This window comes from Salimicrobium flavidum (genome assembly GCF_900156645.1).
GTDB classification, from domain to species: domain Bacteria; phylum Bacillota; class Bacilli; order Bacillales; family Halobacillaceae; genus Salimicrobium; species Salimicrobium flavidum.
On record NZ_FTOC01000004.1, the window covers coordinates 171,262 to 186,859 of the forward strand.

17 protein-coding genes are annotated in these 15,598 nt (G+C 46.6%); 4 read left to right on the forward strand and 13 right to left on the reverse strand.

Going from position 1 to position 15,598, the window contains the following annotated elements:
* Positions 1-101 precede the first annotated feature (101 nt).
* Positions 102-1,337: an MFS transporter gene (locus BW944_RS07790; protein ID WP_076558422.1), complete on the forward strand. Its 1,236-nt coding sequence runs from the start codon at positions 102-104 to the stop codon at positions 1,335-1,337.
* 123 nt (positions 1,338-1,460) lie between these two features.
* On the opposite strand, the gene BW944_RS07795 is transcribed toward BW944_RS07790, so the two are convergent.
* Entirely contained in the window at positions 1,461-1,775 is a 315-nt protein-coding gene (locus tag BW944_RS07795; RefSeq protein WP_076558424.1) for a hypothetical protein, read from the reverse strand.
* 132 nt (positions 1,776-1,907) lie between these two features.
* Between BW944_RS07795 and BW944_RS07800 the strand changes: the two genes are divergently transcribed.
* Positions 1,908-3,737: a putative bifunctional diguanylate cyclase/phosphodiesterase gene (locus BW944_RS07800; RefSeq protein ID WP_076558427.1), complete on the forward strand. Its 1,830-nt coding sequence runs from the start codon at positions 1,908-1,910 to the stop codon at positions 3,735-3,737.
* Positions 3,738-3,786: 49 nt separating this feature from the next.
* Here the strand turns inward: BW944_RS07800 and BW944_RS07805 are convergent, their stop codons facing one another.
* The 5 genes from BW944_RS07805 to BW944_RS07825 all read right to left on the reverse strand — a co-directional run bounded on the left by BW944_RS07805 (position 3,787) and on the right by BW944_RS07825 (position 8,623).
* Entirely contained in the window at positions 3,787-4,008 is a 222-nt protein-coding gene (locus BW944_RS07805) for a helix-turn-helix domain-containing protein (protein WP_076558429.1), read from the reverse strand.
* Positions 4,009-4,019: 11 nt separating this feature from the next.
* A complete protein-coding gene (locus BW944_RS07810; RefSeq protein ID WP_234983146.1) occupies positions 4,020-4,496 on the reverse strand; it encodes a DUF2975 domain-containing protein in 477 nt (158 codons plus the stop codon).
* Positions 4,497-4,635: 139 nt separating this feature from the next.
* Positions 4,636-5,889: a YeeE/YedE family protein gene (locus tag BW944_RS07815; RefSeq protein WP_076558434.1), complete on the reverse strand. Its 1,254-nt coding sequence runs from the start codon at positions 5,887-5,889 to the stop codon at positions 4,636-4,638.
* 152 nt (positions 5,890-6,041) lie between these two features.
* A complete protein-coding gene (locus BW944_RS07820; RefSeq protein ID WP_076558436.1) occupies positions 6,042-7,832 on the reverse strand; it encodes a DUF2339 domain-containing protein in 1,791 nt (596 codons plus the stop codon).
* A 128-nt stretch (positions 7,833-7,960) separates the two neighbouring features.
* Entirely contained in the window at positions 7,961-8,623 is a 663-nt protein-coding gene (locus BW944_RS07825; protein ID WP_076558438.1) for a haloacid dehalogenase type II, read from the reverse strand.
* 129 nt (positions 8,624-8,752) lie between these two features.
* Here BW944_RS07825 and BW944_RS14895 point away from each other — a divergent pair, with 129 nt between their 5' ends.
* A complete protein-coding gene (locus BW944_RS14895) occupies positions 8,753-8,926 on the forward strand; it encodes an AbrB/MazE/SpoVT family DNA-binding domain-containing protein (RefSeq protein WP_143525691.1) in 174 nt (57 codons plus the stop codon).
* A gap of 136 nt (positions 8,927-9,062) precedes the next feature.
* Here BW944_RS14895 and BW944_RS15330 read toward each other — a convergent pair whose 3' ends face one another.
* From BW944_RS15330 to BW944_RS07840, 4 genes are all read right to left on the reverse strand, one after another.
* Positions 9,063-9,197 (reverse strand): hypothetical protein, encoded by a 135-nt coding sequence (locus BW944_RS15330; RefSeq protein ID WP_268794100.1) that lies wholly within the window; start codon positions 9,195-9,197, stop codon positions 9,063-9,065.
* 127 nt (positions 9,198-9,324) lie between these two features.
* Positions 9,325-9,747, reverse strand: coding sequence for a VOC family protein (locus tag BW944_RS07830; RefSeq protein ID WP_076558440.1), 423 nt, complete (start codon positions 9,745-9,747; stop codon positions 9,325-9,327).
* A 114-nt stretch (positions 9,748-9,861) separates the two neighbouring features.
* On the reverse strand, positions 9,862-10,767 hold the full coding sequence (locus BW944_RS07835; RefSeq protein ID WP_076558442.1) for a DMT family transporter: 906 nt from the start codon (positions 10,765-10,767) through the stop codon (positions 9,862-9,864).
* Positions 10,767-10,958, reverse strand: a complete 192-nt coding sequence (locus BW944_RS07840) for a YwbE family protein (RefSeq protein ID WP_076558444.1) — start codon at positions 10,956-10,958, stop codon at positions 10,767-10,769. Before BW944_RS07840 ends, BW944_RS07835 begins: the two co-directional genes overlap by 1 nt.
* 92 nt (positions 10,959-11,050) lie before the next feature.
* Here BW944_RS07840 and BW944_RS07845 point away from each other — a divergent pair, with 92 nt between their 5' ends.
* Positions 11,051-11,668, forward strand: coding sequence for an NUDIX hydrolase (locus BW944_RS07845; RefSeq protein WP_076558446.1), 618 nt, complete (start codon positions 11,051-11,053; stop codon positions 11,666-11,668).
* A gap of 28 nt (positions 11,669-11,696) precedes the next feature.
* On the opposite strand, the gene BW944_RS07850 is transcribed toward BW944_RS07845, so the two are convergent.
* The 3 genes from BW944_RS07850 to BW944_RS07860 form a co-directional block, all read right to left on the reverse strand.
* Positions 11,697-11,999: a TIGR04104 family putative zinc finger protein gene (locus tag BW944_RS07850; protein WP_076558448.1), complete on the reverse strand. Its 303-nt coding sequence runs from the start codon at positions 11,997-11,999 to the stop codon at positions 11,697-11,699.
* A 612-nt stretch (positions 12,000-12,611) separates the two neighbouring features.
* Positions 12,612-15,020 carry a heavy metal translocating P-type ATPase gene (locus BW944_RS07855; protein WP_076558450.1) on the reverse strand — a complete coding sequence of 803 codons (2,409 nt, stop codon included), beginning with the start codon at positions 15,018-15,020 and terminating at the stop codon, positions 12,612-12,614.
* On the reverse strand, positions 15,017-15,397 hold the full coding sequence (locus BW944_RS07860; protein ID WP_076558452.1) for an ArsR/SmtB family transcription factor: 381 nt from the start codon (positions 15,395-15,397) through the stop codon (positions 15,017-15,019). Before BW944_RS07860 ends, BW944_RS07855 begins: the two co-directional genes overlap by 4 nt.
* Between the last annotated feature and the right edge of the window lie 201 nt (positions 15,398-15,598).

Genomic DNA, 15,598 nt, shown 5'->3' on the forward strand with positions numbered 1-15,598 from the left:
TTATACCTGCCTCATTTAAAAACGCATCCTTGAATCTTTACATACCGCATGGGGTATGGTAATATTCAACTATTGAAAATACAAAACTATGAGGTGCATGTATGAATTCTACTACCCTTCAGGAACCAAAAGCCGGAGTGAAAGAAAATCTGGCCCAGTTCACACTTCTTGTAATTATAAACTTATTCGTCGGCTCCATGGTCGGACTCGAACGTACGATTCTTCCGATTATCGGAGAAGAACGTTTCGGTTTGGCCTCCATGAGCGCCGCTTTATCTTTTATCGTCAGTTTCGGATTCTCCAAGGCGATACTGAATCTCTTTGCAGGGAGTCTTGCTGATCGATATGGAAGAAAACAGGTGCTGTTAGCCGGATGGCTCGTCGGATTGTTCGTACCGATCCTCGTCATTGTTGCCCACGCCTGGTGGGTAATTGTAGTTGCAAACGTACTGCTCGGGGTCAACCAGGCACTGACGTGGTCGATGACCGTCAATATGAAAGTCGATTTGGCTAAAACAACGCAGCGCGGCCTCGCTGTAGGGTTCAACGAATTCGCCGGTTATTTAGGGCTTGCGATCATGGCGGCCGTCTCCGGTTATGTCGCTTCGACTTATTCTCTAAGTCCCGAGCCTTTTTATATCGGTATCGTAATCGTCATTATCGGTTTTATATTATCCCTTACTGTACAGAACACCGATCAGCACGTGAAAGCAGAAGCGAAGAAACAGAAAACCGCCACGGAGTCCATTACGACCGGCGAGATCTTCAGACGGACTTCCTGGAAAAATCCCGACCTCTCGAGTAACAGCATCGCAGGTCTCACGACGAACTTAAAAGACGGGATGGCCTGGGGTCTGTTCCCGATCTTTCTAGCTTCAGGCGGGCTCTCCGTCGGACAGATCGGTACTGTCGTAGCAGTCTATCCCGCTGCGTGGGGGATCGTCCAACTCGTCACCGGTGTATGGAGTGACCGTATCGGGAGGAAAAACCTGATTGTAAGCGGCATGATTGTACAGGCGCTTTCCTTATGGTTCTTCCTTCTCGTCGACACATTCATCCTCTGGCTCGCGGCAGCGGCACTTCTCGGTGTCGGTACAGCCCTTGTCTATCCGGTGATTCTTGCTTCCATCAGTGACGTCGCCCGACCGGAATGGAGAGCTACGTCTATGGGTATCTACCGGTTCTGGAGAGACAGCGGGTATGCCTTTGGAGCACTGATTGCAGGGCTTCTCTCTGATATGATAAGTGTCGAGTGGGCCATCGGTCTCGTAGCCTTCCTGCCTCTTCTTGCAGGAATTAATGCACTATTTCGGATGAAAGAAACCCTTTATATATAATTTAATGAACGGAAGAGGCGTAAAACCCCGAACAAAAAAATTGCTCGGGGTTTTATGTGTGAGAATAGTTTTCCGGAACTTGTTTATACAAGGAAGTGGTGTTTGTGACGAACTCTTTCTATATTAACCATTGTTCTCTTCTTCTATTTTCCTGATCATGAGTTCCGTCGATTTCTTCGAGGTTTCGAGCCAGGAGATTCTTTCCTCTTTTTCCGCTTGCTTTTCCTTCAACAAATCCAGGCTCTCTTCAAGGTCTTCCCTCACATCGGACTTGATGTCTTCATCCTTTATCCATCTTTCGAGCCTATCTATCTGAATATCTCTGAATTCTTTTTCTTTCCGGTACTCCTTTTTCAGTCGGGTCAATTCCTGATTCGTATCATCCAGGCCTCGCCGGAGCGTTCGTTTCCAATTTTCAAGATGCTCTCTCTCCTCCATCGTAACTTCCTGCCTCCTACTTTTGTTTTCGTCATGAGTCCCATTAGGAAAGTATTAACATTAGTGTTTAATAACCGATAATAAACAGGACACTTCTCCCGTTACTTCTGTCTTAGGAAAGGACGTATACATATGAGTTTCTTGTTTATCTCTGCTTCAACAGTCGTTTTACTGCCTTTAAGTATCCGTATTCTATTGATGGCTACAGTCATTTTAGCATTTCTTCTATCTCTTATAGTAATCAAACGGGTCAAACGCCAACGTTCCAAGGCCGAAAACCGGTCCCGTTTCACCGACAAACTCAACACTACCATCGTTCGTTCCGCCAACGATGCGATCATCACTTTCGATGAACAGAAGACTATACTATCATGGAACCGTTCAGCTGAAACCATTTTCGGCTATCAGCGCGACGAGATGATAGGTGAACTGCTCTCTACTGTGATGCCTGGAGGTGCCCTGGCGACCCTAACGGAAGAAAAGGAGCCCCGGGGCCAAGAAGAAAACCACAAAAATGTGGAGGAAACCGTGAAACTGGAGGGACTTCGCAAAACGGGGGACCTTTTCCCTCTCGAATTGTCCTTTTCTGTCGTCCAGAATGAGGGGGAACGTTATTTCATCGGTATCGCACGTGATATTTCCGAGAGAAAAGCATATAGAGAAAAGATCAAGCAGCTGGTTTACCGGGACGAGCTCACCTCTTTGCCGAACAGACGGATGCTTGAAGAAAAGCTGGAACAGGACCTGAAACTGGCCAAAGAGACAAATTATCATCTCGGTGTGACCTTCATAGACATGGACCGTTTCAAACAAATCAATCATGTCTATGGCCACAAAGCCGGGGATGAATTATTGATAGCTATGGCATCACGTCTTGAAAAACGGTTGCCTGAGGAAGGTTTTCTGGCGAGGCAGAGTGGGGACGAGTTCATCATCGTTTATTATCCGGTACTCAAACAGGAACAGCTTCAGCTCGCTGATTCGATTATCGGTGCTTTCCATTTGCCTTTCGAACTTGAAGAAGCCGGAACAGATGTCTATATGTCCCCCTCCATCGGAATGAGTCTTTACCCGGAAGATGGAGCCACCCCTGAGGAGCTGATCAAAAATGCGGACGTCGCCATGTACGAAGCGAAGAAAAACGGCGGAGGCCAGACCGTCTTCTTCATCGAGGATCTGAAAGAAGCGCTGACCGAAAAAGCGAGACTGGAACGGGATTTAAGAAGAGCTCTTGAAAACGATGAGCTTTTTTTGCATTTCCAGCCTCAGGTATCGGTCACAGGGGGAGGCATCACCGGGTTCGAAGCTCTGGTACGCTGGAAACATCCGGACTATGGAGTGATTCCTCCTAACACCTTCATTCCTATCGCTGAAGAAACTGGCCTTATCATAAGTATGGGGGAAGAAATCCTCCGGAAAGCTTGTCAGCAATTCACAGACTGGAAGGATGAAGGATATAGACCCGGGTGCTTATCCGTGAATATATCCACAGTTCAGTTCCGCCATCCGCAGTTTATGGACATGATCAAACAGACCCTTGCCACCCATTCGGTCGCTCCTTCTGAACTCATTCTGGAAATGACAGAGTCCGTAGTACAGGAAGTGGAAGAAGCATTTCCCGTCCTTCAGCAACTGCATCAGCTGGGAGTCCGGGTGGCGCTGGATGATTTCGGAAAAGGGTATTCTTCCCTCAACTACTTGAAGAGCCTACCTCTCGATATTTTAAAAATCGACAAATCCTTCATCCAGGCTATCCATCTCGGTACTCGTGAAAAAGCGATCATCGAAACGGTGATGAACCTCGGAACGAAACTGGAGATGCAGATAATCGCTGAAGGTGTGGAACGACCGGAGCAACTGGAGTATTTGATACAAAGCCCATCCCTTACCTACCAGGGCTTCTACTTCAGCGCCCCTCTCCCACCTGAAAAGGTTCCGACAATACTTACCGACCCTATATGAAAAACAGGTAGCCCTGCCGGAAGCTCTGCTCCAAGAGGGCTACCTATCTTCATTCTGTCTCTTCTTCATCCGCAACGTATTCCAAAATATCCCCAGGCTGGCATTCCAGCACTTCACAAATCCGTTCGAGGGTCGAAAACCGGATCGCTTTCGCTTTATCATTTTTTAAAATGGAAAGGTTCGCCATCGTGATCCCCACCCTCTCCGAGAGCTCCGTAACGCTCATTTTACGTTTTGCGAGCATAACATCTACGTGTATTCGAATGGCCATGATTATTCACCTCAGACCGTTAAGTCGTTTACTGATTTGATGTCGACCGCGCTTTTCAACAGTTTCTGGAGAACCGCCGCAAAAGCAGCTATGACAAAGGAAGCGAAAATGATGATCAGACCGATAGCTACTACCCCCGGGGCGTCGTCTTCATCTCCGATGATAAAAAGGAGTGGCATCATCAATACATACAGGCCGCTGATGACAGTGGCACAATATTTGATCACCTTCAGCGCTTTTACAGACACGAAGGAAAACGTCTGCTTCTTATCAATGAAGCCAAGCAGTTTCCACGCCTGAAAGAGGGCGATGAAATAAGCGATCTCTGTAAGATAAAGAGCCAGAGCAACAGCATAGCCGAAGGCGTCTATGTCCAGGTAATACATAACGACTTCCTTAATGAACCACGGTATCCACAGTGCACTGACTGCTACTACTGGTAAAGCCATAAGTATGAGTACAACTTTCAGAAAAATGGTTTCTCGCATTTTTAAGCCCCTTCCCATCCATGTACCTTAAGTATATGTGATTATTTATTGATTATAAATAAATAATTATCGATAAGAATATGAACTATACAAAAAGCTCCCGGCGATCGCCGAGAGCTTTCCTCTATTATCCATTTTTTCAGCAGAATGAATCCTTCGACTTCGGTACCGACAGACCGAACAGTGGCCGGAGGTATAGAGCCACGAACGTACCAGCCAGCGCCAGTACTCCCCAGATGTAGCCGTGCAGGCTGAAGGAAGCGATCCCGCCGAAATATGCACCGATATTGCAACCGAATGCAAGACGCGCTCCATACCCGAGCATCAGTCCTCCGATGACCGAAGCCATCAAGTTTTTGATTGTGATACGGGTGAACCGGAACAGTCCCCCTGCGGCTGAAGCAAGGAACGCCCCGAGGATGACACCGAAGTTCAAAACAGTGGTGGAATCTGCGAAAATGGAAGACTGAAGAACTTCAGCGTTCGCTCCCTGCCAGTATCCCCAGCTGCTTACATCCACACCGAAGAACATCGCGACTTTCGAACCCCACAGAGCAAAAGCGCTTGTCACACCCCAAGGGGATCCACGAGCCATCAAGGTAAGAGCGTTCAGAACCGCAAGCACAATCGCTGCTGCAAACAAAGGCCAGGAACCGCGAAGTAGACGTTTCCATCCGCTCGTCGTCGGGACCGGAGCCATTTTCGGTGGACGCTTCTTCTTTTCAATGGCCATAGTGATCAGTGCCACCAGACCGAAAATAGCAAGCGACAAAATCCAGGCCCCTCCGTAACCGAGGCCGGTCGATGTTGCGAGAGAGACAGGTTCGAATGCTGGAAGTTCTTCTGTCCAAAAAGGCAGATGAGCCGCACCGATCGTAGAGCCTACAATGAAGAAAAACAGCGTGATGAACATGACGGAACGTCCGCCTCCGACCGCATACAACGTACCAGAGGCACATCCACCACCGAGTTGCATGCCGATACCGAACATGAAAGCTCCTACGAATAAACTGACCCCGACCGGTGAAACGTAGCCGGATACGTCCTGACCGAAAAAGGACAACCCGAAAGCCAGAATCGGAGCAAATAACGTCACGGCAACAGCCAGCATCAGCATATGAGAGCGCATCGCCTGGCCATTACCTACCGCCATCACTTTACGGAAGGCGGAGGTGAAACCGAATCTTGCGTGGAACAACGTGTACCCGAGACCGAGACCGAGAAGTAGTAATACAGGTTGGGCGAGAGCCTGGATAGCCATCAGATAGACGAACAGTATCGAGCTTACTGCTACTCCCCCCGCAATCAGTTTGGGTTGAGGATCATTCAACGCCACCTTTTCTTTTTCTACAGGTTCTTTCACTTCATCAACCGGTTGTACTCGGACACTCATATATGACATCCTTTCCCTATTAATTTACTCAGTTTTAACATCATACAATACAATTCTCTTTAAAATCAACCAATTCACTCGGCTTTTGAAGAGAATGCTGTATAGAGTACTGGGTTAAGTCGGGAAAAGGATAGACATCCCTTACATCTCTTTCACTCTTCTTTTTTCGAATGTTTATCCGTGTAGTAAAATCGGGATACAAGAACTCCGACAGCTCCGATTAAAATGAATAGAATTCCTCGGATAATCGGATCCAGATAAGAAATATCCACTAATAAGGCTTTGGCGAGGGTGACAAAAATCCAAACCACAGCAAATATACGTAAAGACTGTTTCTGTAGATATATCCCCGACATCAGCACACCGATCGCAAACATCAACCAACTCACCGATACGAGTACATCACGATACGTGAAGAAATATTCGTAGGCACCGAGATGAACAACTCTTGTGAGTAACACTAACGTAAAACCGACAACCCCTATACCGGTGGATAAAACTCCGAACCGTCTGTTTTCTTTTGATATCGTATCTTCGTCTGACCTGAGTAATCTGTAGAGAAGTACCGAAACCGCTATAAACAGGATCCCTTCAAAGAGGACACTAGTAAGTCCCCATTCCATCTCCACAATGTGATACAGAGTGGCGAGACCGCTAATTCCGTACATGGAGCTCCCGATAAAGAGCTGAAGCGATGAATGGATTTTCACCCCGAGCCGGAATAGAAGATAAGACTCTGCAATAAATAATAGGGTATAGCCTTCGTAATCGAAAAGAATTACGAGAAACACTGTAGCAGCGACTACCGAAAACAAGGTGTAGTAGTGGAAGAACCCCCCTTCTTTTCGCTTCATGGCAAGCACTCCATAGATCGACATAGCCGCAACGACCAGGGCTGTGTAAATGGAGAGATTCAGATTCAACCATCCGGCTTCATAAACGAAAGACGGCGTAAAGAGGGTTACACCCGCCCAGAAAAGTGCTGCTGCGTAACTTAGTGAAAGGAGCATGCCTTTTGATTTTACCGAAGCTTTTTCTGTATACGTCCCGGCTGAAAGCAGGACATGGATGATGATAATGAACACTGCAAACAGGTCTTCCTGAGTGAAGGTTCCGACGCTTTCCATCCCTGATTCAGCTAACGCGGTGATGAGCGTGTAGAAAAAGAAAACGACAGGCGGAAGTAATGTCGCCACGTAGAGCACGATGATTTTTTTCTTTCTCCATGCATAGATACCCAGACATAAAGTAAGGAATACTTCATAAGTGAAGAATACAGCGAAGTTTCCTTCTTCACCCCCGACAAGAAAAGGAACAAGAAAGCCGGCGATTCCTAAATAGACGGCGAGTGCCTGAGACTTATGTATCTCTGCGAGTACGACACCCGAGCCTATGCACAGAACATACAGAAGAAAAGCGATCATCGGCGTGAAAAGATCATATAACACGGCCCCGGCAAAGGTCGCAAATATCCATATACCAGTTGCCCCACCAATCAATGTTATTCCAAGACCTCGACGTTCAGACGAAAGCTGTTTTTCTCCAAGGAACAATAAAAACACAGAAGCAACATACCCCAATACAAGACGTATCGGTTCCGTAATCCAATTGTTCTCGACGGCTGATTGGAAAGCCCACAGCACACCTAAAAGAAGCACGATGATGAAGATCCGTGGTAACCACACCTGGCCGATCACCGATTCCCAGTCTTTGAAGTTCGGCTTCCGGAAAGAGGATTGTTTCTCGGAGAGGGGAGAATATTTTTCTTTCGGAGAGAGCCACTGGCGTTTATCCTGACCATGACTCTCGGGTTCCGGACGTTCTCCTTTCCCTCCTTCAGATTTCCTCTCTTCGTGAAGTAATTCCTTTATTTCTTTCATTTCAGCTTCCAATGAATCGAGACGTCTCGACAATTCTTCGTTGGTTTCATTTTCTTCAGACACACAATCCCTCCCTTTCTGGCAAAACTATTCCAACATGAAATATCACTGATTCTCTGTTTCCATGCTACAATATTTGGCAGTCAATAACCAGAAAGGGTCGATTTGGAAGACAGGAAATTATTATGATGTCAGGAGTTTTTCCATTCGAGCAATCCTGACAGGCTGTCATACTCGACCTCCGGCTGGATATCCAATTCTTCTTTTGGAAGACCGTTCCGGTTGATCCAGGCGGTACGGAAACCGTAACTGGAAGCTCCGGTTATATCCCAGGGGTTCGAGGACATGAACAGGATGTCTTCCTTTTCAAGGCCAAGTGCCTGCTGGGCATACGAATAAGCTGCTGGCACCGGCTTGTATTGCTTCACCTCATCCGCGCTCAGAACTTCATCGATATACCCGCTGATGTTCGAGCGTTGAATGAGAGGGTCGATCATCGTCGGTGAGCCATTGGAGAAAACGACGAGTCGTTTGTCACCCAGGACCGAAAGTACCTCCTCCACCTCATCGAAAAGTTCAAGATTCCGGTACGCTTCCATAAGGGCGTCTTCCGCTTCACTTGTGAGAGTAGCTTCGTTAGCCTTACAGGCGTAACGAAGGGCTTCTTTCGTCACCTGATCGAACGGTTTATATCTCTCGGTCAGCTGGCGAAGAAAAAAGTAGTTCAACTGTTTGTCCCGCCACGTCTGGCTGATTGCTTCCCCTTTATCCGGGAACCATCTATTACATTCATCACGAACCGAATGAACGTCAAATAAAGTACCATAAGCATCAAATACAAGCGCTTTTACCATCTTAGTGCCTCCTTGAACATTTTTACCTGCTTTCCCAATCCCGAGAAGAAAAAAACCTAAAAAAAGCGGTTACAATTTTCTGTCTCTTTATGATACAATAGCAAAAATAGATATCCGGGAGGGGTCAGTGTGTCATCCTATGGAAAAACACTTCTTGATGCAGAAGGAAACGCAGGTGTCGAACTTCCTAAATATCTTGTAGAGCAGGAGGGCTTCTCTGAGGGAGATGCTCTGGATATCGGAATCGAAAACGGAAAAATCGTTCTTAAACAAAAAAGTACCGGTGAAAAAGAAAGTGTATAGCCAACACCCTCCCTTAGCATGGAGTGATATGTCGGGGCACGTCTTACTTTCTCTTGAGATTGAGGGATAAGTACGCTATACTGTAAGTAGAAATATGAGGAGAAGGAAGAGAGACTCTCTTCCTTCTGTAGTGGTGTTATGAAGACTTTCGCTTGTCCGAGCGGGAGTCTTCTTTTTTTGACCTTTTTTTCTCCCGGACTTTCTTACCGAGATCGATCATGGCTGTTACCAGATTCATGATCGCAGCCGTCAAAAACACCCATTCCGTCATATTCCTCACCCCCTTTCTGAAAGGGGCTGCATAAAGCATAACATATCCGGAACAAAATGAGAACACACGTTCTTGTTTTGATTGCAAATTCGTTCCATTGTCGCGGTTTTCCTAATTCACTATCATCTTAAGGGATAATCAGCATATCCTGTTCATCGAACTCCCAATCTTCGCCATACGCCACTTCCCACGTGTAGCCATCCGGATCAAGAAAATAACCGCTGTAGCCACCCCAGAACACCCGTTCAGCCGGCTTCACGATTGTTCCTCCCGCTTTTTCCGCCTGCAAGAGAACATGGTCCACTTCTTCTTCCGACTTAGTGTTGTATGCGAGAGTAATGCCCGAAAACCTTCCTCGTTCCCCCGGCTCTCCGATATCTTTCTGTAATTCTTCGAGCTGATAAAGAGCCAGTTTCGTACCATTGTTCTGAAAAAATACGATGCCGGGATCTTCCTCCGCTTTTGTCTGAAAACCGAGCCCGTCCCGGTAAAAACGCAGAGAGCTGGTGATATCCCTTACTCCGAGTGTAATAAGATTGATACGATTCATGTAACAGCACTCCTTCCTCGAATTTTTGTTCCTCTTCTCTAACATTGTATCTTTTCTTCGACAAAAATACCGAACTTCTCAAAAAGAAAGTCGGTATTTTTCTGAAACTCTATTTTATTTTCCGGAAACTGTCGCGCTACTTCTCTTGAACAGACGATCGCCCTGTGTGGTGACGATGACACCCGCTATAACTGCAAGTGCCCCGCCGATCTGGACCCAGGTGACGGTCTCCCCGAGCCATAAAGCCGCTCCTGCCATCGTAAACACAGGAAGAAGGTTGAGGAAGATCGACGATTTCGATGCTCCAACCTGATCGACAGCGAAATTATACATCGATATGGCGATGAAAGAAGGAAAAACTCCGAGATACAGAATTCCGATCATGCTTCCTTGATCAAACGTCGGAACCCCAGCGAGCAACCACTCGATGCCGACGATCGGCAACAGGAACAGCACGGATAATCCCGTCATAACGAGCAGGGCTCCGTAACTCGGGAACAGCGGCATGTACTGTTTTACATAAATCGAATACACTGTCCAGCTGGCGATCGCTCCGATCATTATCGCATCCCCCGGATTCCAGTTCATTGATGCTACCTGCAGGATTCTTCCATCCATAATCACCCAAATAGCACCGAGCAAGGAAATGAACACCCCGGCCCACTGGATACTGTAGATTTTTTCTTTCAATATGTAGGCACCGAAAATGACCGTTACGACCGGTATGACGGTCTCGAGAACCGATACGTTCGTCGAAGTCGTAAATTGCAGCGACGCATAAATGAACGTGTTGAAAAACGTGATGCCGCTGAGGGTCATGATCAAGAACGGTTTTTTGTACGTAAAAAAAAGTTCCTTATGGTGACGGGCAGAACGAAACCCGATCGGCAGCAACACAAGAAAAGCGACGACCAGACGGAGAAAGGCGATCGTGTACGGAGGCAGATCATTGATCGCTTTTCCGACTAATATATTTCCTGAAAACATAATTACCACCAGAACGAGAAGGATATACGGCATTAATGAATCTCCTTCACGCGTCCCACCTGACCATCTTCAAGACGGACTTTGATCCCGTGCGGATGCTGCGGTGACTTCGTCAAAATATCTTTCACGACACCTTGGGTTAGGGTACCGGAGCGCTGATCTTTTTTCAGAACGATAGACACGTTCGCTCCCGGTTTGATATCTTTTCGCATATTTCCTGACATTTACTTTCACTCCTTTCTCCTATACACTTTAACACATTTAAGCTGTCTTGAATTCAAGAGTTTGATATAATAAATGGACAGAGGTGAATACTATGAACTTTGATTCTATCCGCGATAAACTCGCATACCATACACCGCATACCATCGGTAGGACCAAGCCGGTCAATTTCTCAGTTCTGCTCCCGCTCATCCGGAAGGAAGGGGAACTTCACGTCATCTTTGAAGTACGTTCGCTCACTATGAGACGACAGCCCGGCGAGGTCTGCTTCCCCGGCGGTATGGCAGATGAAGAAGATAATCATCTCCAGGATACCGCCATACGAGAAATGTGTGAAGAACTTGGCACCAGACCGGAAGAAGTGACTGATATTTGGAAACTAGGAACGCTTCTCTCTCCATTCGGCCCGAAAATCCATGCCTATGTCGGAAGTCTCGACAAAACGGAAGATTTCGTAGAGAATCCGGGAGAAGTCGAAGAATCGTTCACGGTTCCGTTATCCTTTTTCTTAGAGAACGAACCCACTGTACATTACATCGATATCGATGTGCGTCCCCGGGAAGGATTTCCTTACGACGACATTGCTAACGGCAAGACGTATGAATGGCAGACGATTCCTTACGAAGAGAATTTCTACTACTTCGAGGACAAAGTGATCTGGGGGCTGACGGCTCGGATTTTGAAAAGTTTCGTCCATGTAATCAAAAACTAAGGAGGCTATTATCCATGTGGCCTTCTTTTTAAATTTCTTGTTTTTCATTCGACAACCGGATCAATGATGAACTGCCGACACTGAAAAGGAAAAGAACGACCGGGAAAATAAAAGAAAGAGGCACACTCGTCTTTTCTTTTACCTGGAGCACGATCACGACTGACAGTATACACCATATAACATTCAGCCATTTAGTAGCAGCTGTCATATACTGTTTTTCACCACAATGATTACATTCTTTATCTTTAAAAGATAATTCCTTCTTCCACGTTTCCCATACCGACCACTTTTCTCCACAGTTCTGACAGACCCTCACTGCAGTACTTTTCATTTCGAATCCCAACCTAATCCACGAATTTTAAAAGCTTTACTTTTACCTGATGGAAGTTATTTTGTATAGCTTATCACTACGCTCCACCTCGAGCCAATCCTTTCCAAAAGTTTCTGTTAAATGTCAATGTTGATTTTGGGGTTGTTAGGGTTGAGAAGAAATAATAGTGTTTAATTCTAGCAGAGGAAGAAAAGTTTAATGTATTTTACCACCTACTATATATATAGATTATGGATTGGAAGGAATCAGGATGATAGTAGAACAATTATTCATGTTACTTGTAGTTGTAGGTTTTCCAATACTTTTTCTAGTATTAATTTTATTGGGATTAAATAACCGAAGACGTTTAGAAGAAATTGAAAAGAAAATGGATTATTTGCTAGAAAGAAAATAATATATTGAGCGAAGAAAGAAAACATTCGCTAAGGCAGATATTTGCTGATGTGTATATAAATATTAGGCTCTATTATCGTTAATTGTTGATTTTCATCTCTACGAGGGGAAGCTTGTCGCAAGCGTCTCCACCCTTCGCTCTAAAATCAACAACAGGATTTAACAGAGCTTTCCAAAAAAAGAAACTCGCGCTCTCAACAATCGAGAGCGCGAGTTCCGTCAATTTTGTTTCAACAATCTCATACTGTTCAGAATAACGATAAGCGCCGCACCGGTATCACTCAGAACAGCCATCCAAAGTGTCAAAATACCCGGGAAAATAAGCACGAGCGCCGCTGCTTTCGTCAAAAGGGCAAACCAGATGTTCTGCTTGATGATCGTCAATGCTTTCCTGCTCAATACAATAGTCTCAGGAAGTTTCTCAAGGTTATCGGCCATCAGGACGATATCCGCCGTTTCCATCGCTGTATCCGTTCCGGCACCGCCCATGGCGATACCGAGATCAGCAGTAGCAAGCGCAGGTGCATCGTTGATACCGTCACCCACCATGGCCACTTTTTTCCCTTCCTGTTGTAGCTTCTGAATCGCTGTGACTTTATCCTCTGGCATCAGTTCGGAAAAGTAACGGTCCACGCCAGCTTCTGTAGCAATTTTACCTGCTGTGCCTTCGTTATCTCCCGTCAACATCACCATCTCTTTCATGCCCGAGTTTTTCAGTCGCTCTATGGCCCGGACGGTGACTTCACGAATCGTATCGCGAACAGCGATGATACCGAAGATTTCCGAACGTGTCCCGATAATAATCAGTGTATTTCCATTTTTTTGAAGTGATACTATATCTTCATCGACTTCAGATAAAGAGACTCCGAGCTCTTCGAACAATTGAGGCTTTCCGGCGAATGTCTCTACACCTTCCACTGTACCTTTTGCGCCTTTACCGGCGATCGCTTCAAATGTTGAACCGTTTTTCAGTGGGAGACCGCGCTCTTTCGTATAGGCAAGGATCGCTTCCGCAATCGGGTGCGTAGATTGTGATTCGATCGTCGCAGCTACTGAGAGCAACTCTTCTTTACTGTGACGAAGAGAAAGAACTTCGGCCACTTTCGGCTGTCCTTCCGTGAGCGTCCCCGTCTTATCAAAAGCTATAGCTCCGATCGTCCCCGCTTTCTCGAGGTACGTACCTCCTTTGATCAGCACACCGTGTCTCGCAGCGTTACCGATCGCTGAAACGATAGCTACCGGAGTGGATATGACGAGTGCACACGGACAAGCGACTACGAGAAGCGCAAGACCTTTGTAAAGCCATTCACCCCATCCGCCGAAGCCGAGAAGTGGTGGAAAGACCATCACCAGTAATGCAAGAATGAATACCACTGGTGTGTAAATGGCCGCGAACCGGTCGATGAACGCTTCCGTCGGTGCTTTTTTCTCCTGGGCTTCTTCGACGAGGTGAATGATTTTCGCAATCGTCGTATCCTCCACCAGCGTAGTGACCCGGACTTCAAGGGCGCCATTTTCATTCAACGTCCCGGCGTATACCGTGTTTCCGGGCTCTTTATCCACCGGCATAGATTCACCGGTGATCGGCGCCTCGTTAATACTTGTCGTTCCGGAGATGATTTCACCGTCGAGTGGTATTTTTTCGCCGGGACGGACTACCAATGTCTCTCCGACAGTGATCTCTTCTACGGCTTTTTCTACCATACCGTCACCGGATTTCACGAGGGCTCTGGCAGGCGTAAGATCCATCAGGCTTCTGATCGAATCTCTCGTCCGTTCCATCGATCTGTTCTGAAGCGCATTCCCTACAGCGAATAGGAAAACGACCATCGCTCCCTCGAACCATTCTCCGATGAGCGCAGCCCCTGTAGCTGCTGTCGCCATCAGTACATTCATATCAAGCGATTTTGCTTTCACGGCGTAGAAAGCTGATTTCGCGGGTTTGTACCCACCTGCGAGAATCGATAAGGCGTACATCAATGTAACGAGAATTTCCGGAACCCCCGTGAACGAACCCGTAAAACCGAGCGCGAGAAACAAACCGGAAATAACTGTAACGGATGGACCTTTACGTTTATCAGGTGAAGCTTCTCTTTGTGCATCTGCTGTTTCCGGATAAGCCTCAAACCCTGATTTCTCTACTTCCTTCAATATCTCTTCACGGCTCAGGCCATGAGAAACCCGCATCTTCCCGGTTGAAAAGTTGACCTGTACATCCGCCACGTCAGGGTGGTTCCCCATGTGTTTCTCTACCGTCATCGCGCAGGAGCTGCAGTCCATCCCACCTATCATATACGTTTCATACTTCTTCGAGGGAAATACGGGGGCCGCTTCAAACCCAAGTTTCTTCACGTCTGCCGGTATTTCTTCCTTCACGCGTGAGCTTTTGGTCTCAACCGCCAGTTTCCCGGTCCCGTAATGGACCCGGGCCGCGTTCACTCCTTCTTTTTTGCCGATTCCTTTTTCAATGGTTGCCGCACACGAAGGACAGTCCATCCCACTTATATAAAACTCCACTGCCTGGTCAGGATTAGAGCTGGAGGTTTTCTCTCCTTCGGCTCCACAGGTCGAAGAAGCGCAGCAGTCTGATTTTTGTTCTTCCAGTTCTTTTTCAGTGACACGACTCATACTCGCACCTCTTCCTGTTTGTGGAGAAGAGCGATCGAAACGAGCTGGCGGACATGCTCATCGACTAAAGAATAGAATACAAGTTTCCCGTCCTTACGATAAGTAGCTAGATTATTACGACGAAGCTGACGCAAGTGATGCGAAGCGGTAGCCGTCGTACAACCGATAATGTTAGCTACATCACAGACACATAGCTCTTTTTCAAGCGTCAGCGCATAAATGATTTTCACCCGCGTCGTGTCGGATAACGCTTTGAAAATCGACTCCACCCCCTGCACCTGATCTATCTTAGGCTGCACGCGGGTAACGAGTTCTTCGTCATAACAGAACGTTTCGCATGTATCTTTAGGTTGTTTTTTCACTGTTTCATCCGCCATTTATATCCACTCCTCATTCAAACCTTTGTTTGATTAAACTATATACCCCAGAACTGCGAAGGTCAACACTTACATTCAAATATCCATTTGATTATTGAGCCAGCCGCGATAAATTCGTAAACTCCATGGACAATTGTTTATATAATAACGCTCTTCAAAAGCCGGTTGTTGATTTCAGAATGAAGGGGGAAGACGCCTGCG

Coding starts and splice junctions, on each gene's coding strand:
- BW944_RS07840 (WP_076558444.1), bottom strand. CDS start 10,958: ATGTCAGGAAATATGCGAAAAGATATCAAACCGGGAGCGAACGTGTCT.
- BW944_RS07850 (WP_076558448.1), bottom strand. CDS start 11,999: ATGAAAAGTACTGCAGTGAGGGTCTGTCAGAACTGTGGAGAAAAGTGG.
- BW944_RS07810 (WP_234983146.1), bottom strand. CDS start 4,496: ATGCGAGAAACCATTTTTCTGAAAGTTGTACTCATACTTATGGCTTTA.
- BW944_RS07830 (WP_076558440.1), bottom strand. CDS start 9,747: ATGAATCGTATCAATCTTATTACACTCGGAGTAAGGGATATCACCAGC.
- BW944_RS15330 (WP_268794100.1), bottom strand. CDS start 9,197: ATGACGGAATGGGTGTTTTTGACGGCTGCGATCATGAATCTGGTAACA.
- BW944_RS07855 (WP_076558450.1), bottom strand. CDS start 15,020: ATGAGTCGTGTCACTGAAAAAGAACTGGAAGAACAAAAATCAGACTGC.
- BW944_RS07790 (WP_076558422.1), top strand. CDS start 102: ATGAATTCTACTACCCTTCAGGAACCAAAAGCCGGAGTGAAAGAAAAT.
- BW944_RS07835 (WP_076558442.1), bottom strand. CDS start 10,767: ATGCCGTATATCCTTCTCGTTCTGGTGGTAATTATGTTTTCAGGAAAT.
- BW944_RS07805 (WP_076558429.1), bottom strand. CDS start 4,008: ATGGCCATTCGAATACACGTAGATGTTATGCTCGCAAAACGTAAAATG.
- BW944_RS07795 (WP_076558424.1), bottom strand. CDS start 1,775: ATGGAGGAGAGAGAGCATCTTGAAAATTGGAAACGAACGCTCCGGCGA.
- BW944_RS07800 (WP_076558427.1), top strand. CDS start 1,908: ATGAGTTTCTTGTTTATCTCTGCTTCAACAGTCGTTTTACTGCCTTTA.
- BW944_RS07860 (WP_076558452.1), bottom strand. CDS start 15,397: ATGGCGGATGAAACAGTGAAAAAACAACCTAAAGATACATGCGAAACG.
- BW944_RS07845 (WP_076558446.1), top strand. CDS start 11,051: ATGAACTTTGATTCTATCCGCGATAAACTCGCATACCATACACCGCAT.
- BW944_RS07825 (WP_076558438.1), bottom strand. CDS start 8,623: ATGGTAAAAGCGCTTGTATTTGATGCTTATGGTACTTTATTTGACGTT.
- BW944_RS07815 (WP_076558434.1), bottom strand. CDS start 5,889: ATGAGTGTCCGAGTACAACCGGTTGATGAAGTGAAAGAACCTGTAGAA.